Genomic DNA, 23,517 nt, shown 5'->3' with positions numbered 1-23,517 from the left:
TTCAGCCTTTGGTCTTATAGCCGCATAAGATGCCAAGCACGAACGAGAGGAACAGCGCGAGTTGAACCTCGTGCAGTGTATATTGGCTCCAGCCGAAAATTTCGTTTCCGAAGCCGAAGACTCCCACAAAAAGCGCTGCTGCAAGCCCGACCATATGCCACCTCTGCGGGTATTCGCCCGCAATCAACCCTTCATCCGCTCACGCTACTGCGTCTAAGGTCAAACAATGGTTGGCAGCTTCGGTTACCCCAAATTAACCCTGATGCCCCCCTTGTTTCCCTGTCCGGCAAAGCTATAGGGGGCGCAGTTTCCGCAATCAGGGCAGCGCCATGAAAACCCGCATCTTCGTTACATTGAAAAACGGGGTTCTTGACCCGCAAGGCAAGGCTATCCACCACGCGCTCGAAGGTCTTGGCTTTCAGGGTATCAGCGATGTCCGTGCCGGTCGCCTGATCGAGATCGAGCATGAGCCGGGCATCACAACCGCGCAGCTCGAAGATATGTGCCGCAAACTGCTCGCCAATATGGTGATCGAGAATTTCGAGATCGAACAGAAAGGCTGAACGCTATGCGCGCAGCAGTCATCCAGTTCCCGGGTTCCAATTGCGATCGCGACATGGCGGTTGCCATTCGTGAAGTTACCGGTGCCGACACGTCGATGGTCTGGCATCGAGAGACAGAATTGCCTGCCGGTCTTGATCTGATCGCGGTACCCGGCGGCTTTTCCTATGGCGACTATCTGCGTTCGGGCGCGATGGCTGCGCGCTCGCCGGTGATGCAGGCAGTTGTCGCCGCAGCTGGACGCGGAGTTCCGGTTCTGGGCGTGTGCAATGGCTTTCAGATACTCACCGAAGCAGGGTTATTGCCGGGTGCTTTGATGCGCAATGCCGGTATCCGCTTTGTCTGCCGCGAAGTGAAACTCACGGTCGAAAACAGCCAGTCGATGTTCACTAGCCGCTATCTAGCTGGCGAAGAAATTATCATTCCGGTGGCGCATCATGATGGCAATTATTTCGCCGATGAAGCCACGCTCGACCGGTTGGAAGGCGAAGGCCGGGTCGCATTCCGTTACGCCGAAGAGGTTAACGGGTCTGCGCGCAACATTGCGGGTATCTTAAACGACGCTGGCAATGTCCTTGGCATGATGCCGCACCCTGAACGCATGATCGAGGCTGTCCAGGGTGGGTCAGATGGACGTCGGCTCTTCGAAGGCCTGATCCGCGAGATCGCCTGACATTTCTGTCTTGAGTTTTGGCTGCGGTTGAAGCCAGCGGCCAACCAACAGCAACACCGTCGGCCAGAACATAGTATTCCAGATATCGTGCCAATGCGCGGCATCGGGCTGGAGCGCGTTGACTGCGCCTTCTGCCTTCATATCGATCCATTCGACCGTGCAAGCCATTGCCAAAACGGCCAGCCAGGCCAAAACCCAGCCCCCTCGCCAGCGCCATAACAAGCGGATACCAAGAAAAAGCGCCATCCCGGCATAAATATGTAAAGCGTCCTTAGCGAGGCCGGTTGCATCGATCGCGACCGATTTGAACTGCTGGAAATCCAGCGGGGTATAGCCGAAGAGCATGTGGTTCAGACCTGTGTTTTGAACGGGGTGAAGTTGGTTTGGCTATCGTAAACTTCTACGCCTTCTTTGCGCTTGATCGCAGTTACAATCGTGATTGTCAGGGGAAGGAGCAAAATTTCCCAACCCGTTTTGATAGCCCATTGCGATAGCACGGTCTTGAAAAGCTCGTTCGTCGGCCAGCCATCAAGGCCATAAAAAGCGATCGGATAAAATATCAGGCTGTCTAGTCCCTGCCCGACAACGGTGCTCGCCACGAAACGAAGCCCCATCCGCTTGCCCTGATCGGCAACCTTCATTTTCGCCAAAACGAAGCTGTTGGCAAATTCGCCTGCCCAAAAAGCCAGCATGGACGCCGCAACGATGCGCCAGCTATTGCCAAACACCTCCACATAAGCCGCCTGACCGTTCCAGCCGGGCGCGGCTGGCAAAGAAACCACCACCCAGGCCATAAAACCCATAAACAGCAGCGCCCCGAAACCAGTCCAGATAACCCGCCGAGCACGAGCATAGCCGTAAACTTCGGTCAGCAAGTCTCCGATGATGTAGCTAAGCGGGAAAAATAGCACCCCCGCGCCAAACGGCCATTCACCGATAAATGGGAGTTCGATGATTGATCGTTTGCTGGCACCGATAATGTTTGACAGCAGCAGAATTGCGACAAACGCTGCCATTACAAAGTCATAGTAACGGAAATGCCGGCCGGTCATTTCGGCAGCGCTATGCGCTTCAATCTTTGGATTGCTCATCCCGTTGCCATATCCCGCTTTGCACACTCGCGCAAAGTGGTTATTGCGCACCCAGCGCGCGCCCTTAGCTCAGCTGGATAGAGCGCGAGACTTCTAATCTTGAGGCCGCAGGTTCGACTCCTGCAGGGCGCGCCACTCAGTTCACCTATCGCTTTGATCAAACAAAAAAGGCCAGACAACCGTCTGGCCTTTTTTCGAAAATGATGGATGCGATTAGAATTCGAAATCCAACGTCGCTCCATAAGTGCGCGGGTCGCCGTAAATGACGCCGGCAAATCCAAGTTGGCCGAAATCAACCGAGCGCGTGACATATTTTTTATTGGTCAGGTTTTTGCCCCACAATGTGAGACCGAAACCATTGCCCGATCCGCCAAATTTGATGCCGTCAATACGGATTTGTCCGTCAAACAGCCCACGTGCATCACCTTCGGTTGTCTTGGAAAATGGTGCCGTCAGTGTGTTGGGGAACATCTGATACTTCGACGTATAGTTGTACCCGAGACGTCCGGTCAGCGTTGTCTCTCCTGAAAGTGGAACCGTTACGTTACCGGCCAGCGATGCTGTGTATTTGGGTGCATAACCGGCACCCGCTAGCAACCCTGCAATATTGCGCGGTGTATTAGTGATGTCCGCTCCCGGGAAATTCTTGATCTTGATATCAAGATACCCAAAATTTCCGTCGATCGAGAAATTGTCGGATATCTTGAACTGGCCTTCAAGTTCCAGACCGGTGTAGGTCGTTTTGCCGGCATTGACAGTGATTGTGCCGAAGCTGCCACTACCGACAATTGGAACAGGAACTGTGACCAGCTGATCCTTGTAAATGTTGTGAAAGACGGCGGCGTTCAGGCGAACTCGGCCGCCAAATTCGGTCTTGGCACCGAGTTCGAACGAGTCGATGGTTTCTTCGTTAAACGGCGTCAACGGGATAGTACGGTTCCCGAATGGTGGGACGGCTGCTGCGCCATCATGTGTCGCCTGCCGCAGGTTGAAACCGCCCGAACGATAGCCACGGGCCGCGCGCGCATAAAGATTGATATCTTCACTTGCACGATAATCAACAGTCAGGTGTCCGCTGGGAGCGCTGAACTTTTTCTTGCCGTAATTGAAGGCTTTGTCTGCTCCGCTGGTGTAGGGGACAGCACCATTCTGTGTACGCAGGACTTCCTTTTCGTCCCATGAATAGCGCAACCCCAAGGTGACGCCCAAAGCACCATCTTCGCCACCCGGGCGATAGCTGGCTTGACCATATATTGCTTTGGACGACCCATCAGCGGTGTAAGCCAAGGTCGAAGCTTGCGGGACGACGCGGAAACGTGCGGGGTTATTAGCTTGGAATGTAGCAGTGATGCCGGGAGCAAGCGCGGCCGCAGTTGCGGCATCGAAACCAAAACTGCGCAGTGTCGCCGCAAATGTGTTTACGTTATATACTGCCTGGTTGGTGTCGAGCACAAAGCCAAAGCTCTGATCGTTACGTTCCTTCCCGCTTTCGCGGAAGAAGAATCCACCAAATACCCACTGGAACGGACCATCGCCGTTTGAAACCAGTTCGATTTCCTGGCTCCACTGATATTGGCTACGCGCATTTTTCGCAGTGAACAGTGATTGTGTGATTTGCGGAATAGCTTGGCTCGAAAGGAAACCGGCAGTCCCTGCTGGGAAACCCAAGCCTGCACCCGTCAGAGGGTTTCCAGACAATACAGCTGCAGGGAATCCGTTGAAGGTGTTGGTCGCGCCGATGTTGAACAGAGCGCCACGAAGCGATCCAAGACCATCAAGGTCACTACCGCGAATCTTGTTGTTCCAGCTACGGTAAGCTGTGGTCGTACGCAGCGTTACCCCTTCGGTTTCAGCCTCAATCCGGAACATATTACCCCAGATACGGTCGGTTGAAAGGCCATCCGATTCATTGCAAATCTGCGAAAGGCGTGAACGTGTTACGAGTTTTCCACAGCCGGCCTCCAAAACAGTCGACTGAGCCAGATAGACGCCGACATTCGCAGGATTAACTTGGGCGAAAGTATTGCCTTCAAACACGACATTAGGCCGGAACACGCCAAGTCCAACCTCGGCGAGCTGTTGCACATGAGGCTGTCCGGTGATTTGTGTCCAGTCGAGTACATTGTAGACCGAGATGTTATCTGTGACGTCGATTTCGACCGCCCAACGGGCGGAATCGACTTTGCTGCTGCCGGGATCTCGGCTGTCCTTCGGTTCAAGCAGGTTGTCGACGATACCGTCGCGCTGGCGACGCAAATAACCGAGCGACATGCGAGCCCCCCCAAGATCGCCCGAGTTCAGGACAAAGCGACCGAGAAGCTGGCCATAATTGCCCGCGCCAAATTTGACACGCATGCTCGCTTCATCGTCAGGCTTCTTTGTGATGAAGTTGATCGCGCCACCAGTGGTGTTGCGGCCGAACAAGGTACCCTGCGGTCCGCGCAAAACTTCGACCCGCTCGATATCCGCCACTTCAAACGAAGCCGCTGAAGAACGGGCGAGATAAACACCGTCCTGATATAATCCGATCGGTGAATCAAAACCCTGGGTTTCGTCCGCCGGTGTCGGGATACCGCGAATGGAGACAACCGCGGCTGTTGCGTTGGTCGTACCACCGATAATCGATACGTTGGGCGCAATCGCGCTCAAATCCTTGATTTCCGAAAGTCCACGCAGTTCGAGCTGTTCTCCACCAACCGCAGAAATGGCTATCGGCGCATCCTGAAGATTTTCCTCACGCTTGTTCGCCGTCACAACAATCTCGGTAAGACCGCTGCTGTCGTCAGCAGCTTCCTGCGCAACAGCCGGCACCACAAGACCAGCCATGCTAACTCCAGTTAGCAACGCCGCAGACACAACATGATTAAATGGTTTCATAGACCCCTCCCTTGTTTGTTGGCCGTGCGACGCGCGCGCCTCGCCAGCCATCTCGTCCTCTAACCAATGATTTCTGTAAAAGCGTAGCGAAAGTCAATATAATTTACGCACATTGCATCCAATATGCCGTTTTAATATCAATATGCGGAGCTTTCTGTGATGTTATCGCCACAATCTTTATGCCACAGCATCCCATGGCGCAGTCGACGTGCCACGCGTCGTGTATTTGCCATTCACCCGGGCCTGAAACTCACCCGCACGCGCACGCGCATTGTAGAATTGCTTGTACCAGATGCGGAGCTTGTCGAATGGCCCATCGCCTCTAACCATCATGGGATTGATGCAAGGCCGCTTGTTCGCCCAGATTTCGAAATCCTGTGCAAAGGCATCGACACCTGCCACTTCATAAGCTTTGGCTAGTGCCATATCTGAGCCGGTTGGCTTCTCGTTCTTTACTTTGACCAAGAGCCCGTACCAAACCTTTACCGAACCATCGTCGACCGGTGTATGCGCAATCAGCATATGCGATGGATACTCACCGATCATCACCGATTGAAGAATGCCAGGCCCGGTATACCAGGTGTCATTGGTCATTGGCTCAGCACCTGATCCGGCCAAGGTCTTGTGCCCGGCGGCCAGAATTTGTCGGCAGACATGCCCGTCAAATTCGTTTTCGAAACTGACCATATCGATCGATCCATGGACCGGTTCAAGGTGCCCCTTGTCCGTCATGTTATCGACGACTTCCTGCGGATGCGAATTGAGCACACCGAGGCATTCGATATTCCAGTTCACCCAATTTGGCGCATCGTAAGGCTCAAATGGTGGAACGTCATAATCGGGCTCTCCACCCTCTGCATCATACCAGGCCCATATTGCGCCTGCCCGCTCGACTACCTTGAAACTTTTCAGACACGCGGCCTTGGGCGGCGGAGAGGGTGAATAGGGAATATCGTTACAACGTCCATCGGGGCCGAAACGCCAGCCGTGATACGGACAGCGAATATTGTCCCCTTCGACATGCTCCTTATCCTTGACCACATACGAAGTGGTATTCTTGGCAAGGTGCGTGCCCATGTGCGGGCAAAAGGCTTCGATCAGGAAGACACGTCCGGAATGTCCGCGATAAAGGACAAGCTCTTCGCCGAAATAGCGCACACCGACGGGGTCAGTCGTAACTTCCTGCGATGTCGCAACCATGAACCAACCGCGTGGGAAGGTAAATTCACCCAAGCCATAGTCCGCTGTTGTAGCCATTTTCCGCCTCTCCTTGAATCGCGCAAGGATGGATAGCGTAAAATACGTATGCTTGGCAAGCTTTATCGATTTTATTGCCGCTATGCGTAGCTCAAAGTGGATTTAGTTACGCATTGTGCATCATTCATCAGACTCGACGATGTGGTCGGATTCGGTAATGCGAACGACGCGCGCATTGTACTTGACCGTTTTGACGGCAATCGACGTTTCGACATGGTGGACGCCAGGAAGGGCCAGAATTTGATCGGATGCAACGGCGTGCAAACTATCCAATTCATTAAACAGGCAGATCGCCAATATGTTGAACCTGCCCATGGTAATCATGACGCCATTTACTGACGAAAGTTCTGCAATACTCTGAGCGATCTCGCGGACTTTTTCGACTTCGGCCAGCACGCCAATAAAGGCCATTTTTGTCGAGTTTTCGAGCCCGAAACTGGTAATTGCCGTAAATGCTATCAAGCGATCCTGCTGCAAACGTTTGATGCGGCCGCGCACGGTGCCTTCGGTGACACCTAGATCCGCAGCAATCTTTCGATTGGATACCCGTGCGTCGCTCGAGAGGATCGCGATCAATTGGCGGTCGAGTTCGTCAATTACGGGCGCGGTCATACATCTGCCCTCGCCTCAATGGGAGCCACGTCAAACTTGTATTTGACTATATCAACTGCAATCGCGGGCATCATCGAACGGATACCTCTCACTTTTGAAAACTTGTCGAGCATGAGTTCCGACAATTCGTCAAAATCGCGCAGCGCGACCAGCATATCGATATCATAGCGGCCAGTAACCAGATGCGCCGCAAACACTTCGGGGAATTCAGCAAGCTCGGCAGCGACATCGGAAGCGGGTCGCCCATCGACTTCGATCGCAACTTCCATCAGGACATTATATCCGTGAGCGGAAAAGTCGGACACCGCGACCACGCGGAGTTTGTTTTCATCCTCCATCCGACGGATGCGGGCAGAGACCGTAGCCGCAGTCAAATCCAGACGATCGGCAATCTGCTGGTTGGTTGCGCGTCCGTTCATTCTCAATTGTTCAACGATAGCCCGGTCAATATCGTCGGCTATGAATTCGTCAGCCATATTTTCCCCTTCAGACCCGGATCACCTGCGCGGCGGAAAAGCCGCCGTCAACTGGAATATTCGCGCCCGTGACGAAGGATGCATCGTCGGATAGGAGAAAGCGGATCACATTCCCGACCTCTTCCGGCTGCCCAGCCCGCTGGAGCAAATGCATGGCAACAAATGCATCGCGCATGGCGCCGGCGTGCGCCAGCATACCGGTCATTGGTGTTTCGATATAGCCAGGGCTAACCGAGTTCACCCGCACACCGCATGATCCAAAGTCGGCGGCCAAGCTGCGCGTAAGCTGCAGCACGCCGCCTTTTGTCACATTATAGGGCGTGTTTCCGGGCCCACCGGTCATTCCATAGATGCTTGATACAGTGACAATTGCGCCAGATTTTTGGCGAACCATATGGGGTACTACCGCCCGACAGCTGAGCATCGTCCCGGTAAGATTTATCGCCAAGGCCCGGTGCCAATTATCAAGCTCGAACTGCGTTACCGAACCCTCGACTGAAACACCCGCGCAGGTTGCGAGACCATCTATCTGGCCATAGCGATCGATAATCTGCGCGATAACGTCTTCGGTTTGGCTTTCGTTGCTAACATCGAGACTATAGGCGCTGTCATCCTTTCCCAGTCCTTCAATCGCTGCGAGGTCAGCCGCAGCAACAATGGCACCCTCGCGCCTTACAGTCTCCGCAGTTGCCTTTCCGATACCGGAGGCTGCACCGGTTATCAAAATCACTTTGCCTTCGAGACGGGCCATCAGCGAAACTCCATGAGATCCGAATTCATCATTGCGGCGCTAAATTTCTGCACCGTGCGCGTTTCCACCCAGACCACTTCGAGGCGACGTTCGGCAAATTTCCAGGCACCATCTTGCTGCACATAAGTGTTATGGTAGCGCATCGCAAAATCGAGCAACGAAGTCGGGTCACCTTTCAGAATATGGCTGGCGATCGAGGTAGTCAGACCCGTTACCGCTCCGTCATCCCTTCGCTCGAACGTCTGGTTGAAGACATTGTGCATCGTTTGGTCAAATGCCGCATCGACCTGAGCCACCATGCGACCTAACCCTTCCGCGCCGCGAAACTCGATAGGATTTTCACCATGACCACGGACTACGCCATCTTGCGTGAAAATCGATGCGAGCATGGCAGCATCGCGAGTATCAACCGCCAACGCATAGCGCACCGCCAGATCATGCAATTCCTGTGGTACTGCGAAATAAGTCACGCCAGTGCCTTTTTCAAATTGGCTGCACCGCGATCGATCCATTCCCAGGCGTCAGGTACAGCCTCAAACATGCTGAAAAAGCCATGGATCATGCCGGGCGCGATTACAGCATCGGTTGCAACACCCGCCGCCTGCAGTTTTTCGGCGTAAGCCATGCCTTCATCACGCAACGGGTCAAATTCGGCTGCAATCACTGTGGCAGACGGCAAACCGGACAGATCCGTCGAGCGCAGTACAGCCGCATAAGGGGCGTCTGCGGTTGCTTGTTCGCCCAGATAATGGCCCCAGAACCAGCGCATGCTATCGGTGCCGAGAAAATACTCGCCACCGCCATTTTCTTCATAGGAGGCAAAGGAATAATCCTGATCGGTCACCGGGTAGATTAGCAATTGATGCCGCAACACTGGCCCTCCCCGGTCGCGCGCCATTAACGACACAGCTGCCGCCAGATTGCCTCCGGCGCTGTCCCCGGCCACAGCCAGGCACGCACCATCGACACCCAATGCACCAGCGTTGTCAGCAGCCCAGCATAATGCTGCATAACTGTCCTCTGTCGCTGTTGGATAACGGTGCTCGGGTGCCAGCCGATACGCAACCGACAGAACCGCATGACCGCTTTTCTGCGCCAAAGCACGGCATGTCGCATCATGGGTGTCGAGCGTGCCGATCACCCACCCTCCGCCGTGGTAAAAGAGTGTCAGACCGGGTGTGCCGGTTAAGCCGTCCGGCACATACAAACGCGCATCGAGAGTGCGACCATCAAGCGCAATTGCGATATCGCGAACAGATGCGACCTTGGGCGGCTCGCCTTGCAACATCGACTGATCATAAGCCGCACGCACCTCTGCCGGTGTAGCAGTGGCAAAGTCGATCTGCGGGGCTTGCGCCATGAATTGTAGCAAAGCTTCGACTTGTGGGTTGAGTGGCATGGAACCTCCTATATACCAAATCCGCCTGACACATTTATCTGTTGTCCGGTTACATAAGTGGCGCGTGAAGAGGCAAGCCAGCTGACAGCATAACCGATTTCCTGGGGCTGTCCCCAGCGCTTCAGAGCAAGCATCTTCTGCGTCTCCGCGACCCATTCGGGCGGGAAAGCCCCTTGTGCCATCAATTCGTGGAACATGCCCGCATCGATTACCCCGACAAGCACCGAATTGGCACGGATGCCGTGGCGGCCTTCCTCGCGTGCGATGCCCTTGAGCCAGCTCTCATTGGACGCCTTGGGCGCCACCGAAAGACCGTCACGATCGGGCCAGCGCAAATGCCCGGCTGAACCCAAATGGACGATCGAGCCCCCGCCTTGTTCGCGCATATGCGGCAGCAATGCCGTTACCAGCGCAAAAAATCCGTGCACCTCGACCTCAAAGGCCTTGCGCCATTTTTCGATCGGGGTTTCGCCCAGATGAAGCTGGTCAACAAGCGGGCCAGCGGCCCAGACCAGCGTGTGAATGCGGCCATGTGTTTCCACTGCTGCGTCGACCAGCGCACGGATCGCCGCCTGATCTGTAACGTCGCAACGGTGAACGCTTGCTTTGGTTGAAACCTTTTCGGCAATCACCTGTGCCGCCTCTGCCTTGCGGTTATAGACCAGCGCCAGATCGGCCCCGTCTGCGGCCAGCACTTCGGCAACCTTGCTGCCGATGCCCCCGCTCGCGCCGACAACAAGCGCCGCCCCCCGCGGAAAATGTGCGTTGTCAATCATGGATTTTCTTTCGCATATGGCGATTAATCCTGTTCCCGATACGATAATTGCGTATTATCCGATGTAAATCCAGCGTTAAAATGGGTGGAATGAGGAGAGACGCATGCAGAGACTGGCAGGAAAGGTGGCACTCGTGACCGGCGGCGCTCGCGGCATCGGCGAAGGCATAGTCCGCCGCTTTGTCGCCGAAGGCGCGCAGGTGATGATCACCGATATATTGGACACCGAGGGACAGGCGCTCGCCGACGAACTCGGCCAAGCTTATCTGCATCTCGACGTCGTTTCCCGCAGCGGCTGGAATGATGCCATTGCCGCCACTGAGGCGCGGTTCGGAAGACTTGATTGCCTTGTCAACAATGCCGGAGTGCTTGTGTTCAAGCGGCTCGACGATCTTACTGAAGCCGAAATCCGTCGCATTATCGACATCAACCTTTTGGGAACGATGTTCGGTGCGCAGGCCGCAATCCCGGCGCTGGAACGGGCTGGCGGTGGATCAATCATCAATATGAGTTCGGCAGACGGGATTGTTGGCGCCAACTCGCTCACCGCTTATTGCGCTTCCAAATTCGGCGTACGCGGATTCACCAAAGCGCTGGCACTGGAACTCGGCCATCGCGGCATCCGGGTCAATTCGATCCACCCGGGCGGGATTGTGACAGCTATTTCCAACCCCACCAACCTGCCGCGCGAAGTGGTGGATCAGGGCTATAAAATCTATCCGGCGCAGCGTGCGGGCGACCCGCATGATATCGGCGCAGCCGCCGCCTATCTGGCTTCGGATGATGCCGCTTATTGTATGGGCACCGAATTGCTCGTCGATGGCGGGCTGGTTGCGGGCCATTATTACGCAATGATGCCCGGCGCCCCACCATCAATGCAGCGCTAAAAGCGGTTTGGGGCGTGTTCAGCCCTCGTGTGCGGAGAGCTTATCGCGCTCTGCGCCAAGATTACGCGCCGCATACCATAGACCCAGCGCCGCAACGAACCCTGTCGGGATGGTGAAGGTAAGGCCCCAACGCAGCGAGTCCGACGCATCGCCGAACATTTCACTGAGGCTACCTGCCAACCAGGGTCCGACCAAAAAACCAAGCAAGGTCGTCACCGCGACGAAGGATGCCGTGGCCGTCGCCCGATAGCGATCAGGCAGTAGATATTGCAGGCTCGCCATGACGCCGACCGACCAGCCGCCACCGAGCAGACCCGACGGGATGGCCAGCATCTTGGCATGCTCAAAGCTGTCTGCCCAAGCGACAAGCAGAATACATGCTGTCGCTGCGAAAAGGGAGAAGGCCGCCAAGCGCGGCGGCCCTTCGGGACCTTTACGTGCAAGCCAATCCGATACAACGCCAAAAACCAGCATGCCGGTCAGGCCGGCAAGACCGAAATAGGCGGCAAAGGCGTTACTCGCCACCGTTTCGGTTACGCCATAATTGCGCACAAACAGCGTCGGGCCCCAGAAGCCGAAAGACACGCCAGACAAGGTGCCGAACCCCATGCCAACCATTAACGCGATATAGCTACGAATACCCGCCAGCCGACGGATAATCGGCGCAAAGGCCTCCTGCACTGCAGATGCGTTTGAACGGGGCGGTTCGCGGATAAGCATCCAGGCTATTGCGCCCAAAAGGATGCCCGGTACGGCCATTGCGACAAAGGCCGACCGCCAACCATGGACATGCGCAATCGCAGGGCCGCCAGCATAGCCGGCAATCTGCCCGAAATAGGTGGCCAGACCCAATATCGCAAAAGCTATACCGCGACGCTCCGGCTTGAAATAATCGGACAGCAGCGAATAGGCTGGAGCCACGAAGGCTGCTTCGCCAATCCCGACTCCAACGCGGCAAAGCGCCAGCATAGCCGGGCCAGTTGCGAAACCGGTGAGGCCGGTGAACAGGCTCCAGACGACGCAACCGGCGCAAATTATTGCAATCCGGGACTTGCGATCCGCGAGACGCGCGATCGGGATGCCAGCGAGAACATAGAGCACAACAAAGGCGGGCCCCATGAGCAACCCCATGAAGCCGTCGCCCAGCCCGAACTCCGCCTTTATTGGTCCGACCAGACCCGAGATCAGGAACCGGTCAGCATAGTTGAAAATGAAGATCAGCAGCAGAAGAAAAAGTACGAGCCAGCGGTTCGACAGGCGGGGTGCGGCAATGTCAGTCACGCATTTGCGCTCCGCCATTGACATGCCAGACCTGACCGTTGACCCAGGCACCGTCATCCGATGCAAGAAAGGCAACCGAAGCGGCGATATCCGCTGGGTCGCCAAGGCGCGTGTGCGGAATGGCTTTCAGGCCGCGCTCGACATATTCGTCGGTCAGATGCTGCTTGACCGCTTCGGTGAGCACCAACCCCGGGCAAATCACATTGGCACGCACGCCCTCTTTCCCATATTTGCTGGCAACATGGCGCGCGAGTGCGTGGATCGCATTCTTGGTCATCGGATAGGCGACCTGCCAGGCAGCACCGCCAGATGCAGCACCGCTCGATGTGTAAATCATTGCCCCGCCGCCACGCTCAATTAACTTTGGCAAGGCCGCCTGCGTTGCAAGGAAATGACTCTTGGTGTTGATGGCAAAGCTCTTGTCGAGCACCTCTACCGGACAGTTGAGCGCATCGACATCGCCTTCGGTTCCGCCAGCAAGGTTGGAATGATAGGCGTCTAGACCGCCATAGGATTCAACCGCCTTGGCAACGATTGCAGCCTGCGACTCTGCATTAGTACCATCAAGGTCAACGCCTACCGCCTTGCCACCTTTGGCGACGATATCATCCGCAACCTCACGCGCCCAATCGCCCATCAGATCCCCGATGACGACATGTGCACCCTCATCGGCCAACCGCCGCGCCGTTGCAGCACCAATACCCCGGCCACCTCCGGCAACAATTACCACCTTACCTGACAAGCCGCGCACGCTTCTCTCCCTCGCTATGCGTAATTCGTTCTAATAATAATTACGCATATTGCGGTTTATCGCGCAACACAACACCCAAACGCGTTACAGGTGATTATTCGGCTGCCACTGCCATCGGGCTGCGTTCATTGCGCGGATCTTCAGCGAGTTCTGTCGTATCATCCCAAAGGTCGATGGGGTCAAGCAAAGGCGTGATACCCAATTCCGCGCGCAGATCGGCGAGCTGCCAATCGGTGAAATCGCGCCAGTTCACCAGCATGATCGGATATTTCCAATTAAGTGCCTGCTGCGCACCGCGATATTCCGCCTCAAGGTGGAGCGCGGCTGCTTCAGGATAATGCAACCCGTTCTTCATGATCGTCTTGGATTTGAGGTAGGTCGGAATACGATTGAAAAAGGCGGCAAGCTCTGGGCGGAAATAGCGCACCTTCGAATACATGTTGGCGTTCAGTAACGCGACTTCGCCCCCATGATTAGGGCCAAAACCGGTCACGATATGCTCGATGTCATGGCACAGCGCGGTCTGACGCAGATAGAAGGTGTAATCGTTCACCACCTGCACTTCGCGGAAGAAGAAGTTGAGCTCATAACCGGTGCGAACCATGAAATCATGGATTTCGGCACCCAGCGTGCCGGGCTCGCAATCCTTCAATTCCTCCTTTGTGAAGTCAGCAAGCTCGCGCCGTTCCAGCCAGGTCCGAAATTCGGGTAGTCGCTGTTTTTCTTCCTCGAACAGGCCGATAATCGCAGGCACATCTTCAAGTATGTGCAGGATCTGCGCGACTTCCGGAATATAGGCCGTATTGGGCAGATCATTGCCATTGCGACGCAGCATTTCCTGAGCGATCAAATGCCGCAAGTTGGCATCGTTCAAATATTTGGAGGAACTGACCAGCACCGAGCTGGCTGTTTCCACCGGTTTGATGGCCGCATTGAAATAGGCGTTATCGGCTGCGCTGATCTTGGCTTCGCCTGTCATTGTTCCTCTCCCTCAAAAAAGGACCCCTCCCACTTTAGCGGGAGGGGCCATGCACTCATTCGGCGGCAACGGCGATGGGTGAATCGTCATTGGCTGCCTGAGGGGAGAGGAAAACCCCGGGTTTCTGTCCGGTATAGGCCCCGTTTTCGAATGTGGGGACACCGTTCACCAATGTCAGCCGGGTAGGCATGGGCGGACGGGTAAAACGCCAGCTGGTGCCGCCCTTGCCATCGGGCACGTCATGCGCCTTTTCGATCTGGTGATATTTGATTTCATCCATGTTGAAGACCACGATATCACCACGCTTGCCGGGCGCGATCACGCCGCGGTCGGAGAGGAAGAAATGCTCGGCGAGCTTTCCGGTCATCACATGCACCGCTTCTTCTATGCTGAGCCACTGATTCTCCTGTACATATTTTGTCAGCAGCAAGGCGTTTTCACCGCTGCCACACAGCATCTGCAGATGCGCCCCTGCGTCGGAAACATTGCCGACCGATTTCGGGTCTTTCAGCAGGCCGAGCGTCAGATCCTCATCCTTCGGGAATGGTGCCATATGCACTGTCGAGAAAGTACCGTTGGCAAGGATCCAGTCCGCCATCGCGTCGCTGCGATGCTTGCCAATGCTTTGGGCATATTCAAGCAAGGTGCCGCCGAGCGGGCCGACACCATTTTCGCTGTCGAGCAACAGCAAGTCCTGCGGGTTCTTCAGCGGGCTGTGATCCCAAGCCTGCGTGTCCCAGCTTTCGCGGGCCCGAGCGCGCCAATCAGGATCGGCAAGTAAGCGGCGTTTTTCGTCATGGCTTTCAGCCAGCACGACCTCGTGCCAAACATAGTCGTTCGACTGCGCAAAGATCAGCGACTTAACGATGCTCAACACATTTGTAGGCGAAACATGGGCATAACCGGGCCAGACATCGACACCGGCAGCCTTCATGGACTCCATGCTTTCCTGCATCGACGGCAGGATACCCTTCTGGAATTCAAGCGTGGGAATGCCGCCAGCGATCTGCACACGAATTTTGCGGCCAGCGAGCAGTTTTTCCAGGCGTTTGAGATTCGCCGGGCCGGTCATCCGCATGAAGGTATCGACAACAACCTGGTAGCAGGTAGCAGGGTAACGTTCCATCACGTCAAACAGCGCGGCATATTCTGCATCGCACGCGTGAAGCGAGGGAACTGCCCGGTTTTCGCCGTCATGGTCGTGCATATTGTCGGACATGCCGAGCGCACCTGCGGCCAGCGCATCGTCGAGCAGTTCGCACATCTTCGCAATCTCTTCAGGCGTCGCCGCACGCTCCCACGCGTCCATTCCCATCGCCGCAAGACGCAGCGGGATATGACCGACATAGGTGGCGTAGTTTAACGGCACCTTCACATTCGATTCGAATGACTTGCGATATTCGGACCATTTCTGCCAATCCCAAGGCACAAATTCCTTGAACGGGCCGAGCGGAATATCCTCGAAAAAGGAAAAGATGCCCATCACCTCTTCCTTCACCTTCTGCTCGGGCGGAAGCGGGGCCATGGTAAAGCCGCAATTTCCCATGATCATCGTGGTCGCGCCATAGCCGGGCAACGGATCGAGGTCGGGCTGCCACCACATGCTGGCGTCATAATGGGTGTGGCTTTCGATAAACCCGGGGGTGACGTAGCAGCCTGCTGCATCGAACACGCGTTCGCCATTGGAGGAGAGGTCTGCGCCGATCTCGGCGATCGAACCGTTGCTGATACGCACATCAGCCTTGAAAGCAGGGGCGCCTGTACCATCAATAACGGTACCATTTTTGATTAGCATGTCCGACATCATCTCCTCCTTCATATCTTTCCGGGCTTATCGCCCACGATTCTTTGTAAGGTGAGAGTAAGCCCCGAAAACCGCTCCACCTATCGCGCAGCTTGCAAATGGGCCATTTTTTGACCATTTTGGTATCATGAAACGATCCGAAACTGAAAGCGCTCGCCTGCTGACCGCACTCAAACGTCACCTGAAATCGCATGGCTGGACGGCCGCACGAATCGCGCAACGACTGTCGATAGGGGATGCCACGGTGAAGCGCTGGCTGGCAGGGAAGGCCTTGACCCTCGACAAACTCGAACGGCTCGCTGGATTGTGCGACGTCAGCCTAGCAGAGCTGGTTCGCGAAACCGAAAAACCGCAAAGCGGACTCGCACATGAGTTGACGCTGGCGCAAGAAAAGGCGCTGCTGAGCGATGAGTTTCTCGCACTCATGTTCTTCACCATATTGTCGGGCTATCCTCCCGAAGAAACCACGGCAGACTTCGAACTGCCCCCGCGCATGGTCGAAGCAGCGCTGACACGGCTGGAGCGTTTGGCTCTGATCGATCGCCTGTCCGGCGGTCGCGTTCGTCCACTCGTTGACCGAACTATCATTTGGCGCAAAGCACCGATGCGGACGCTTTTTGATGCGCGCATGAAAAACCAGTTCCTGTCTCTCGATTTCGCCGCACCAGAGACAGTCTATGCATCTGAAATGCTTAAGCTTTCGCCGCAAGGCACGGCGTCGCTGGCCGAGTTAATTGAGGCATTCCGCCGAGATGTTCAGGCATTGGCTCGGAAAGATCGTGACACGACACACCTGCCCGGTCAGTGGATCACAACTTTAGCGGTGATGCGTCCGCTCGACACCAGCGGGCTCGACAGACTCAGGGGGTAGTGACGGGTTCTAACGCCGCAAGCTTTGCGCGAGCAAGCGAGGCGTGATCCAGATACACAGTCGCCTCCTGCAACGGCATATCCTTTTCAGCCAGTCGCGTCATATAGACATCGATGGTCAGACGAAGCGCCTTTGCATCGTTAGGCGCGCCGAAATAGGCCCAGTCGGCGAGGCGTGCTGCCAACCGTGTATCGGTCGCAAGTAACTCGCGTGCGCGCTTGTCTATAGCATCCACCCCTCCGGCGAGCCGCAACGCTTCCTCCGCCTCGACCTCGAAAGGCATGGCAGGAAAGTGGCTGGGGATCGAATCCCACCAACCCGTCCAGCGCAAGCTGACCATTCGGGCAATATCTTCGGGCCGGTTATATTGGGGATCGAGCTCTGGCGCTTTGGCAAAGCGTTCCGGCCAGTCGAGGCCGGCGGCAATTGCATCTCGGCGCTCGCCCGCATTCAGCCGCGCCACCACCTGTTTCGAGATATGCTCAAGCGCATCGGCATTGAGCGACAGGATGCGCGCAATTTCGGTGTCATCATTGATCGCCGCATTGTGCATGGGAAGCAAGTGGCTCGGCCTTAATGCAACCATCTGGCGAAAGGCATCGGCCCATTCGTCGATATGACGCAGGATGCGCTTGCCATTGCCTGCATTGGGCAAAAAACCCTGATAATAGTCGGCTGTAAAGATTGCGCGGCGCGACGGCAGCGCCAGCCATATCTGCTCCTCGGTCTCGCCCGGTGCATGACGAAGATCAAATATCTCGCCGTCAATCTTCAACCCTAGTCGGTCGCGAAATACTATGTCAGGCTTTGGCAAGCGATTGACGCTGGTCGGCCAGCTTTCCAGCGGCTGGTTGTTAAGCCGCCCGATCGAGCCGCCCAGCCGCACCTCCTTCGCCGCCATTTTGGGGAAGAGATCGCTGGTCACTGTTTTCGCTTCAGGCCATCTTTTCTTTAACGCAGGCCAGCCATAGGCATGATCGACGTGAATGTGGCTGACGATGATATGCGTGAGCGGCTTTGGGCTGAGTGTCGGGATGACCTCGGCCAGAACCGGACCAATCGAAGCATAGCCCGTATCGAATATTACCAACCCGCGCTTCGTTTCGATCAGCGCGACATTTACATAGGGAAAACGGATCAGCCACATGCCGTCGCCGTGGCGCTCTACAGTCATCCCCGCTTTGGCAGCCGCGACCAGCTCTGGGCTGTCCACCAGCATCGCATTGGCGATTTTCTGCGATCCGGGCCCGCCAAAACCATCATTGCGAAAAACGTTGCGGAGGACATCGGGATATTCGCGCGCGATCAGTGCTCTGCCCTGCCGAACAAGCGTATCGTCTTCTGACAGGGCCACTCCCGTTTGAGCTGAAGCTGTTGCTGAACCTAAAATGCACAGCAGCGCGAACAATAGCTGCCGCAAGATCAAACCCCTGGCTGATCGGGCGGGATTTCGACGACGAGGCCGTCCAATTCTTCGCCCAACTGGATCTGGCAAGACAACCGGCTGGTGCTGCGGACTTCGACACCGTCTAACGCCTCTAGCATCGCTCGCTCATCTGCAGACGGAGGGCCGACTTTATCGATCCATTCGGGTGCGATATAGACATGGCAAGTGCCGCACTGCATCATCCCGCCGCAATTGGCATCGATGCCATCGACAAGGTTGCCGATGGCAAGGTGCATCACCGTCATGCCCTCAAAATTAACGCATGTTCGCGCCGTGCCGTCGGGCTGGATATAGGTGATCTTTGCCATCAGTTATGGACCGGGCAGCCTGCGGCCTTGGCCAGTTCGGCAACATCCGCACCCTTGGCATCACCAAGCGCCCGCTTTTTGTAGCGCACACGGCAGGGCTGAGCGGGCCAATAGGTCCCAGCGCCCGCAATCGGTTTTACCTCATCAAGCAGTTCCATGTTATAATTCTGGAGCAGCACCGCGAGCACGACCTTCATTTCCATGCGCGCGAAGTTCACACCCGCACAGCGATGCACCCCGCCGCCAAATCCGACGAGCGAGTTGGACTCGATCTGCGCATCCTCGCGCTCGGCATTGAAACGTTCGGGATTGTAGCGGTCCGGTTCGACCCAAGTCTCGGTCATGCGGTGCGTCACCGATGGGGCCAGCAGCACAAAATCACCCTTGCGGATCGTGTAGCCCTCGCGTTCGATATCGGTCGTGGCTTTACGCGAAAGGATGAAAGCAACCGGATGCAGCCTTTCGGTCTCACGCAGTGCGAGGTCCATCTTTTGCAATGCGATGGCCTGTTCCCAGCCGAGATTGCCGCCGTCGCTCCCGCCCAGCACCGCTTCGAGCTCACCCCGCAAAACCGCCTCATAATCGCGATTTTGCAATATGTCGGCGAGCGCCCAGCTGACCTGTCCAGCCGTAGTCTCATGCCCGGCCCAAACGAGCAGCAGGATCAGATGGCGGATCAACTCGTCAGGGATCGGGCGACCGTCGGGATATTTGCTCTCGACCATCCCCTGAAAGAAATCGGGTGGGTCAAGCGGGGTCGCGCGGCGCTTGTCGATCCACCCCTGCAGGATGGCGTGCAGTTTCTTCTTTGCGCGCTGGCTTTTGATCATTTTTGGCGTCGGCAACCAAAGCGGCAGGACAAACTCCATCCCGCCGGAAAAATCCCGGAACAGTTCGAAAAACTCGTGCCCCAGTTTTTCATGGAATTCCTTGCCCATGAAGCTGTGCGCCGCGATGTCCATCACCACCGGGCCGAGTGTCGGGATCAGGTCAAACTCCCCCTCATCGCCCAGTCGGTTCACGAGGTTCAGGCTCTCCTCAACCATCACGCCGACATATTGCTTCATCGCCGCCGCCTTGAAGCGCGGCATGATGACTGCGCGCTGGCGCAGATATTCGTCCATCTCGGCAAAGCTGTAAAAGTCGGGCGAGAACATCTTGAGGAAAAAGGGCATCGATTCACGGATCGACAGCAGCTTGTCGGTTTCCTCGAAGAAGAAACGGTTGTGCTCGGGCCCGAGCATCACGTTCATACGGCGGCCCATCAGGCTAAAGGCGAAGAGCTTGCCTTTGCTCTGATAGCCTCGACGCAGGACGCTGACAGGATCGCGGAAGAACGGAAGCAGGTGGCCTAAGAACGGTGCCCCGCCATCCATCATTGGCAATGTAGCTGTTGTCATCGAAACCTCCTCCGCTTGTTCTACCCCTCAACCGGGCATCTTATGCAACATCCCTGCATTCGCAATTGCGTTAATGACCACAGACCCGCAGCGATTTGGTCTTTCACCTGTCATCCTGACTTTAAGCGTCTTCAAATCCGCTCAATCGGTGGCAGACTATATCTGCCGTCGAGCGCTTCTGCTCGCGGCAAGTACAGCCGGGCAACCAAGTGAAAATTGCTGTTCGGTATCGGCAACCAATTGCCCCGCCCTTCGGGCGGGACTTCGACCGACAGGATGAACTCCAACGAACCGTCGCTGCCATAAGCGAGGCCATGCGTTCGATCCCCTATCGCATAACGCCGTAACGGATTTTCGGTCAGTTGCGCGGTCGCACTGTTATAAGCGGTGATCGACCAAAAGGCGTCGACAGGGGGGAGCTTCCCTGGTTCGAAGCGAATGCGATAACGATGCTCACCGCTCAGAAACGCCCCGCTGCTATCAGCAACTGCTGCCGGATAAATCGACTCCTCAGGTGCGTTGACATAGCCCCCACGCGCCGTTTCTGCGCGCAGCAGATAATCGAAACCGGGATCACCCATGGCACTGGAAAACATCCAGCCATTGCTGACCCGTGTCGGCTTGAAACCACGTTGAGTGAGTATCTGTGGTCCAACCCTCAACGCCGCACCCAAGCCCAGAGCTTGCCCTTCGGACAAGCTATCGGGATCGAATTCGCAGGCAGGACCAAAACCTGCTGTATCGAACATCGCGAGTAGCCCCTCCTCCCCCTCAATCCGAGGTAGCGTCTTCAATGCCTTATTCAACATACTGTAAAACAATAGACTCTCAAAGGGCTGCAAAGGATCTGCATCGCTAACGTCGGGGCCAGCTTTGCCGCTAAGCACGATAGTATTGGACAGGCGGATCGCCTCCGCTTCATCGTCAAGCCCGTTCGCCATTACCCGGCCCAACAACCAGGCGATATCTGTCGGCAGATGAAAAGGCTGATATCCAGCGGGCGCTTCTCCCCCCGATGGGCCAATCAATACATAACGTTTTGCCTGTCCACCATTGGTCCGTGTTCCGAGATGGTATGGCTTGGCATAAAGGTCCATGAAACAGAGCGTGTAATAACGATCACCCATTTCGGGTATTTCGAGCAGTACCGGTCCATCTGACATATCGACCCAGGCATTGAGATACAGCGTATCGGAATTAGCCGCGCGCAAATTGCCCTGGGTCGAAGGCGTTAGCACTCCCGGATAAACCGCCAAACAGTTAACCCGAGCTGCAACCGGTTGATCGGCGCGGACACGGTGCGTTTCATTGAACTTCTGGCGCAGCATGTCGACGATCGGAAAACCATAAATATAGGCCTGTACACCGATCGACTGCGCAAGCGCCACTTCCGGATCGAGCGCCCGTTCGCGGCATTGTTCTTCACTAGGCAATGTCATCGTCCGCCCTCTTCCATTTTTTACGTTCAAGCCTTCATCCGGTACCGGATCGGCAGATGTTTCAGCCCACCGGTATGGTTTGTCTTCACCCATTCAGCCGGTCCGGCGAGTTCGATCGTTTCTACGCGCATCGCGACTTCGCGGAACAACGCCTCCATTTCCATTTCTGCAAGAATCCGTCCGAGGCAGTGATGCGCGCCATAGCCAAAGGCGACATGGCGGTTAGGGCTACGATCAACGCGGAAGCTATCCGGATCGGAAAATGCCTCTTCATCGCGATTGCCGGACAGATACATAAGGCAGACATTTTCACCCGCCTTGATCGGCTGGCCGGCGAGTTCGGTATCTACCGAAGCCGTTCGCATGAAATGGCGAACCGGCGTTGCCCAGCGAAACATCTCTTGCACTGCAGGTGCAATCAAATCGGGGTTTGCCTTTAGCTTCTCAAACTCTTGTGGATTGAGGGCAAGCTGCATCATGCCGACGCCTGCCGAGGAGCTGGTGGTATCGTGACCGGCGGCTGCGAGTAGCATGCCGTAAGACAGCGTATCCATGTCGGACAGCGGCTGATCGTCGACCTGAGCGTTGGCGATGACTGACATCATATCTTCGGTGGGGTTCGCCCGGCGCTGGGCGACAATCCCGCCAAGATAGCCGAAAAATTCCATTGCAACTTGCTGACCATGGTCGCCGCTGCGCATCCGGTCCGGATCTTGTGCGCCGAACAACTCTTGCGTCAGGCGCAAAACCAACGGCGCGTCGTCATCGGGCAAGCCCAGAATAGAGGTAATCATGATTAACGGATAGGGAACCGCGATTTCTTCGACGAAATCGCATTCGCCGCCTAGAGCCTCCAGCTTGTCGACATATTCGCGCGCCAATACATTCATCCGGTCTCGCAGGCTTTCAAGGAAGCGGGAGTTGAACCAGCTTTGGGTCAAATTTCGAAACTTGCGGTGGTCGGGTTCATCCATGTCGAGCAACGTGCGAACTGGACCGGTCCGTTTGCCCCATTGTCCAATGATCGCATCTTCTATGTCTGACGGAATCAACGTTTGCCGCGGCTCAGCAAGCCAGGTACGACTATCTCGTTCGACCGCCATGATATCGGCAAGTCGCAAAACGGCCCAAAAAGGACGATAGGGTGCTTGATCGACCCAAAATAAGCTTCCCTGCGCTCTCAATTCCTTGCAGCGTCGAGCGACCTCGGCGTCATCAAGATAGGCTTCTGGCGAATAGATATCGATCACGCTAACGGGCTTGTTCATTTCCTCGTCTTTCGTAGATATACTGCAGCATTCGGACAGACCATTGATCAGCCAAGTAATTTCAGGAGCATTCCAGCGATCGCAATCGCGCTATGATCGTGCCAATGCGGCGTGATGACCTGAATTCCGACCGGCAAATGGCCGTCATTGCCGACAGGCACCGAAACAGCAGGCAGGTTGGTGTAAGTTGCAAGCCCTATCCAGGCGATCTGGGGATAGAAATCTGCCTCGACACCATTGATCGTCAGCTTGCGCGTGAGCCAATCGGGATTGTTTTCATGCTTGAACGCTGAAGTCCCGAAAACGGGCGCAAAAATAGCGTCATAATGTTCGAACAGCCGCTGCCATTCGCGGATCGTATCAGCCTGCGCATCAAGCAGCCCGAGCCATCCGCGTGCACCGATATCGGGATGCTCGTCTGTCGGCGGCTGGCGCATCCCCATCGCGGTGTTCAGCAGCTTGGTATAGCGGCCGTGCATCGCCTCAAGATTGGGAAGCAGCTTTGTCGTGTCTTCGACTATCGCTCCGGCTGCGCGCGCAGCCTCCGCCGCATTGTGAAGCGCGGCCTTGACCGGCGTATCAAGCGCGGCAAGCGGATGGTTGTCGATCA

At 56.0% G+C, this 23,517-nt stretch carries 25 protein-coding genes and 1 tRNA gene; 5 read left to right on the top strand and 21 right to left on the bottom strand.

Translation table 11 applies throughout. From position 1 onward, the window contains the following. Nucleotide 1 precedes the first annotated feature (1 nt). On the bottom strand, nt 2-187 hold the full coding sequence (locus Q0239_RS07055) for a hypothetical protein (RefSeq protein WP_298600416.1): 186 nt from the start codon (nt 185-187) through the stop codon (nt 2-4). A gap of 142 nt (nt 188-329) precedes the next feature. On the opposite strand from Q0239_RS07055, the gene purS reads away from it, so the two are divergent. Further along, a complete protein-coding gene (gene purS, locus Q0239_RS07050; protein ID WP_298600413.1) occupies nt 330-563 on the top strand; it encodes a phosphoribosylformylglycinamidine synthase subunit PurS in 234 nt (77 codons plus the stop codon). Nucleotides 564-568: 5 nt separating this feature from the next. Then, on the top strand, nt 569-1,234 hold the full coding sequence (purQ, locus tag Q0239_RS07045; RefSeq protein WP_298600410.1) for a phosphoribosylformylglycinamidine synthase subunit PurQ: 666 nt from the start codon (nt 569-571) through the stop codon (nt 1,232-1,234). Here the strand turns inward: purQ and Q0239_RS07040 are convergent. Together Q0239_RS07040 and Q0239_RS07035 are read right to left on the bottom strand one after the other, a co-directional pair. After that, on the bottom strand, nt 1,187-1,579 hold the full coding sequence (locus Q0239_RS07040) for a hypothetical protein (protein ID WP_298600406.1): 393 nt from the start codon (nt 1,577-1,579) through the stop codon (nt 1,187-1,189). The two genes, purQ and Q0239_RS07040, sit on opposite strands and share 48 nt — an antisense overlap. A 5-nt stretch (nt 1,580-1,584) precedes the next feature. Next, nucleotides 1,585-2,325: a queuosine precursor transporter gene (locus tag Q0239_RS07035; protein ID WP_298600403.1), complete on the bottom strand. Its 741-nt coding sequence runs from the start codon at nt 2,323-2,325 to the stop codon at nt 1,585-1,587. 58 nt (nt 2,326-2,383) lie between these two features. Between Q0239_RS07035 and Q0239_RS07030 the strand changes: the two genes are divergently transcribed. After that, a tRNA-Arg gene (locus Q0239_RS07030) sits at nt 2,384-2,460 on the top strand. A 78-nt stretch (nt 2,461-2,538) separates the two neighbouring features. Here Q0239_RS07030 and Q0239_RS07025 read toward each other — a convergent pair. From Q0239_RS07025 to Q0239_RS06990, 8 genes are all read right to left on the bottom strand, one after another. After that, nucleotides 2,539-5,202, bottom strand: a complete 2,664-nt coding sequence (locus tag Q0239_RS07025; protein ID WP_298600400.1) for a TonB-dependent receptor — start codon at nt 5,200-5,202, stop codon at nt 2,539-2,541. A 177-nt stretch (nt 5,203-5,379) separates the two neighbouring features. Beyond that, nucleotides 5,380-6,459, bottom strand: a complete 1,080-nt coding sequence (locus tag Q0239_RS07020; protein WP_298600397.1) for a Rieske 2Fe-2S domain-containing protein — start codon at nt 6,457-6,459, stop codon at nt 5,380-5,382. A 120-nt stretch (nt 6,460-6,579) separates the two neighbouring features. Next, on the bottom strand, nt 6,580-7,071 hold the full coding sequence (locus tag Q0239_RS07015) for an Lrp/AsnC family transcriptional regulator (RefSeq protein ID WP_298600394.1): 492 nt from the start codon (nt 7,069-7,071) through the stop codon (nt 6,580-6,582). After that, nucleotides 7,068-7,547: an Lrp/AsnC family transcriptional regulator gene (locus tag Q0239_RS07010; RefSeq protein WP_298600392.1), complete on the bottom strand. Its 480-nt coding sequence runs from the start codon at nt 7,545-7,547 to the stop codon at nt 7,068-7,070. Before Q0239_RS07010 ends, Q0239_RS07015 begins: the two co-directional genes overlap by 4 nt. A gap of 10 nt (nt 7,548-7,557) precedes the next feature. After that, nucleotides 7,558-8,298, bottom strand: coding sequence for an SDR family NAD(P)-dependent oxidoreductase (locus tag Q0239_RS07005; RefSeq protein ID WP_298600390.1), 741 nt, complete (start codon nt 8,296-8,298; stop codon nt 7,558-7,560). Further along, a complete protein-coding gene (locus Q0239_RS07000) occupies nt 8,298-8,768 on the bottom strand; it encodes a nuclear transport factor 2 family protein (RefSeq protein ID WP_298600388.1) in 471 nt (156 codons plus the stop codon). Before Q0239_RS07000 ends, Q0239_RS07005 begins: the two co-directional genes overlap by 1 nt. Further along, nucleotides 8,765-9,697 carry an alpha/beta hydrolase gene (locus tag Q0239_RS06995; RefSeq protein WP_298600385.1) on the bottom strand — a complete coding sequence of 311 codons (933 nt, stop codon included), beginning with the start codon at nt 9,695-9,697 and terminating at the stop codon, nt 8,765-8,767. Before Q0239_RS06995 ends, Q0239_RS07000 begins: the two co-directional genes overlap by 4 nt. A gap of 8 nt (nt 9,698-9,705) precedes the next feature. Then, nucleotides 9,706-10,473: an SDR family oxidoreductase gene (locus tag Q0239_RS06990; RefSeq protein WP_298600382.1), complete on the bottom strand. Its 768-nt coding sequence runs from the start codon at nt 10,471-10,473 to the stop codon at nt 9,706-9,708. Nucleotides 10,474-10,576: 103 nt separating this feature from the next. Here Q0239_RS06990 and Q0239_RS06985 point away from each other — a divergent pair, with 103 nt between their 5' ends. Beyond that, the gene (locus Q0239_RS06985) at nt 10,577-11,359 is read left to right on the top strand and encodes a glucose 1-dehydrogenase (protein ID WP_298600379.1); all 783 of its coding nucleotides are present in this window, start codon (nt 10,577-10,579) and stop codon (nt 11,357-11,359) included. A gap of 18 nt (nt 11,360-11,377) precedes the next feature. Here Q0239_RS06985 and Q0239_RS06980 read toward each other — a convergent pair whose 3' ends face one another. The 4 genes from Q0239_RS06980 to Q0239_RS06965 all read right to left on the bottom strand — a co-directional run bounded on the left by Q0239_RS06980 (nt 11,378) and on the right by Q0239_RS06965 (nt 16,174). Next, entirely contained in the window at nt 11,378-12,640 is a 1,263-nt protein-coding gene (locus tag Q0239_RS06980; protein WP_298600376.1) for an MFS transporter, read from the bottom strand. Next, nucleotides 12,633-13,391, bottom strand: coding sequence for an SDR family oxidoreductase (locus tag Q0239_RS06975; protein WP_298600373.1), 759 nt, complete (start codon nt 13,389-13,391; stop codon nt 12,633-12,635). The genes Q0239_RS06980 and Q0239_RS06975 overlap by 8 nt, the downstream gene beginning before the upstream one ends. A gap of 94 nt (nt 13,392-13,485) precedes the next feature. Then, nucleotides 13,486-14,370 (bottom strand): Coq4 family protein, encoded by an 885-nt coding sequence (locus Q0239_RS06970; protein ID WP_298600371.1) that lies wholly within the window; start codon nt 14,368-14,370, stop codon nt 13,486-13,488. A 55-nt stretch (nt 14,371-14,425) separates the two neighbouring features. Further along, the gene (locus Q0239_RS06965) at nt 14,426-16,174 is read right to left on the bottom strand and encodes an amidohydrolase family protein (protein ID WP_298600368.1); all 1,749 of its coding nucleotides are present in this window, start codon (nt 16,172-16,174) and stop codon (nt 14,426-14,428) included. A gap of 127 nt (nt 16,175-16,301) precedes the next feature. Here Q0239_RS06965 and Q0239_RS06960 point away from each other — a divergent pair, with 127 nt between their 5' ends. Next, a complete protein-coding gene (locus Q0239_RS06960; RefSeq protein WP_298600365.1) occupies nt 16,302-17,045 on the top strand; it encodes a helix-turn-helix domain-containing protein in 744 nt (247 codons plus the stop codon). On the opposite strand, the gene Q0239_RS06955 is transcribed toward Q0239_RS06960, so the two are convergent. From Q0239_RS06955 to Q0239_RS06930, 6 genes are all read right to left on the bottom strand, one after another. Continuing rightward, nucleotides 17,035-18,399 carry an alkyl sulfatase dimerization domain-containing protein gene (locus Q0239_RS06955; RefSeq protein WP_298600362.1) on the bottom strand — a complete coding sequence of 455 codons (1,365 nt, stop codon included), beginning with the start codon at nt 18,397-18,399 and terminating at the stop codon, nt 17,035-17,037. The two genes, Q0239_RS06960 and Q0239_RS06955, sit on opposite strands and share 11 nt — an antisense overlap. A gap of 68 nt (nt 18,400-18,467) precedes the next feature. Continuing rightward, nucleotides 18,468-18,800 carry a 2Fe-2S iron-sulfur cluster-binding protein gene (locus Q0239_RS06950; protein ID WP_298600358.1) on the bottom strand — a complete coding sequence of 111 codons (333 nt, stop codon included), beginning with the start codon at nt 18,798-18,800 and terminating at the stop codon, nt 18,468-18,470. Further along, nucleotides 18,800-20,200, bottom strand: coding sequence for a cytochrome P450 (locus Q0239_RS06945; RefSeq protein WP_298600355.1), 1,401 nt, complete (start codon nt 20,198-20,200; stop codon nt 18,800-18,802). The genes Q0239_RS06950 and Q0239_RS06945 overlap by 1 nt, the downstream gene beginning before the upstream one ends. 131 nt (nt 20,201-20,331) lie before the next feature. After that, nucleotides 20,332-21,639: a DUF1254 domain-containing protein gene (locus tag Q0239_RS06940; protein ID WP_298600352.1), complete on the bottom strand. Its 1,308-nt coding sequence runs from the start codon at nt 21,637-21,639 to the stop codon at nt 20,332-20,334. Nucleotides 21,640-21,665: 26 nt separating this feature from the next. Continuing rightward, nucleotides 21,666-22,907, bottom strand: coding sequence for a cytochrome P450 (locus Q0239_RS06935; RefSeq protein ID WP_298600348.1), 1,242 nt, complete (start codon nt 22,905-22,907; stop codon nt 21,666-21,668). A 47-nt stretch (nt 22,908-22,954) separates the two neighbouring features. Next, the coding region (locus Q0239_RS06930) for an amidase family protein (protein ID WP_298600345.1) at nt 22,955-23,517 on the bottom strand (563 nt) is incomplete at its 5' end.

The organism is uncultured Sphingorhabdus sp. (genome assembly GCF_937872355.1).
Classification (GTDB): Bacteria; Pseudomonadota; Alphaproteobacteria; order Sphingomonadales; family Sphingomonadaceae; genus Sphingorhabdus_B.
Note: the sequence above shows the minus strand (reverse complement) of the source record. Positions and strands in the feature narration are given on the sequence as shown.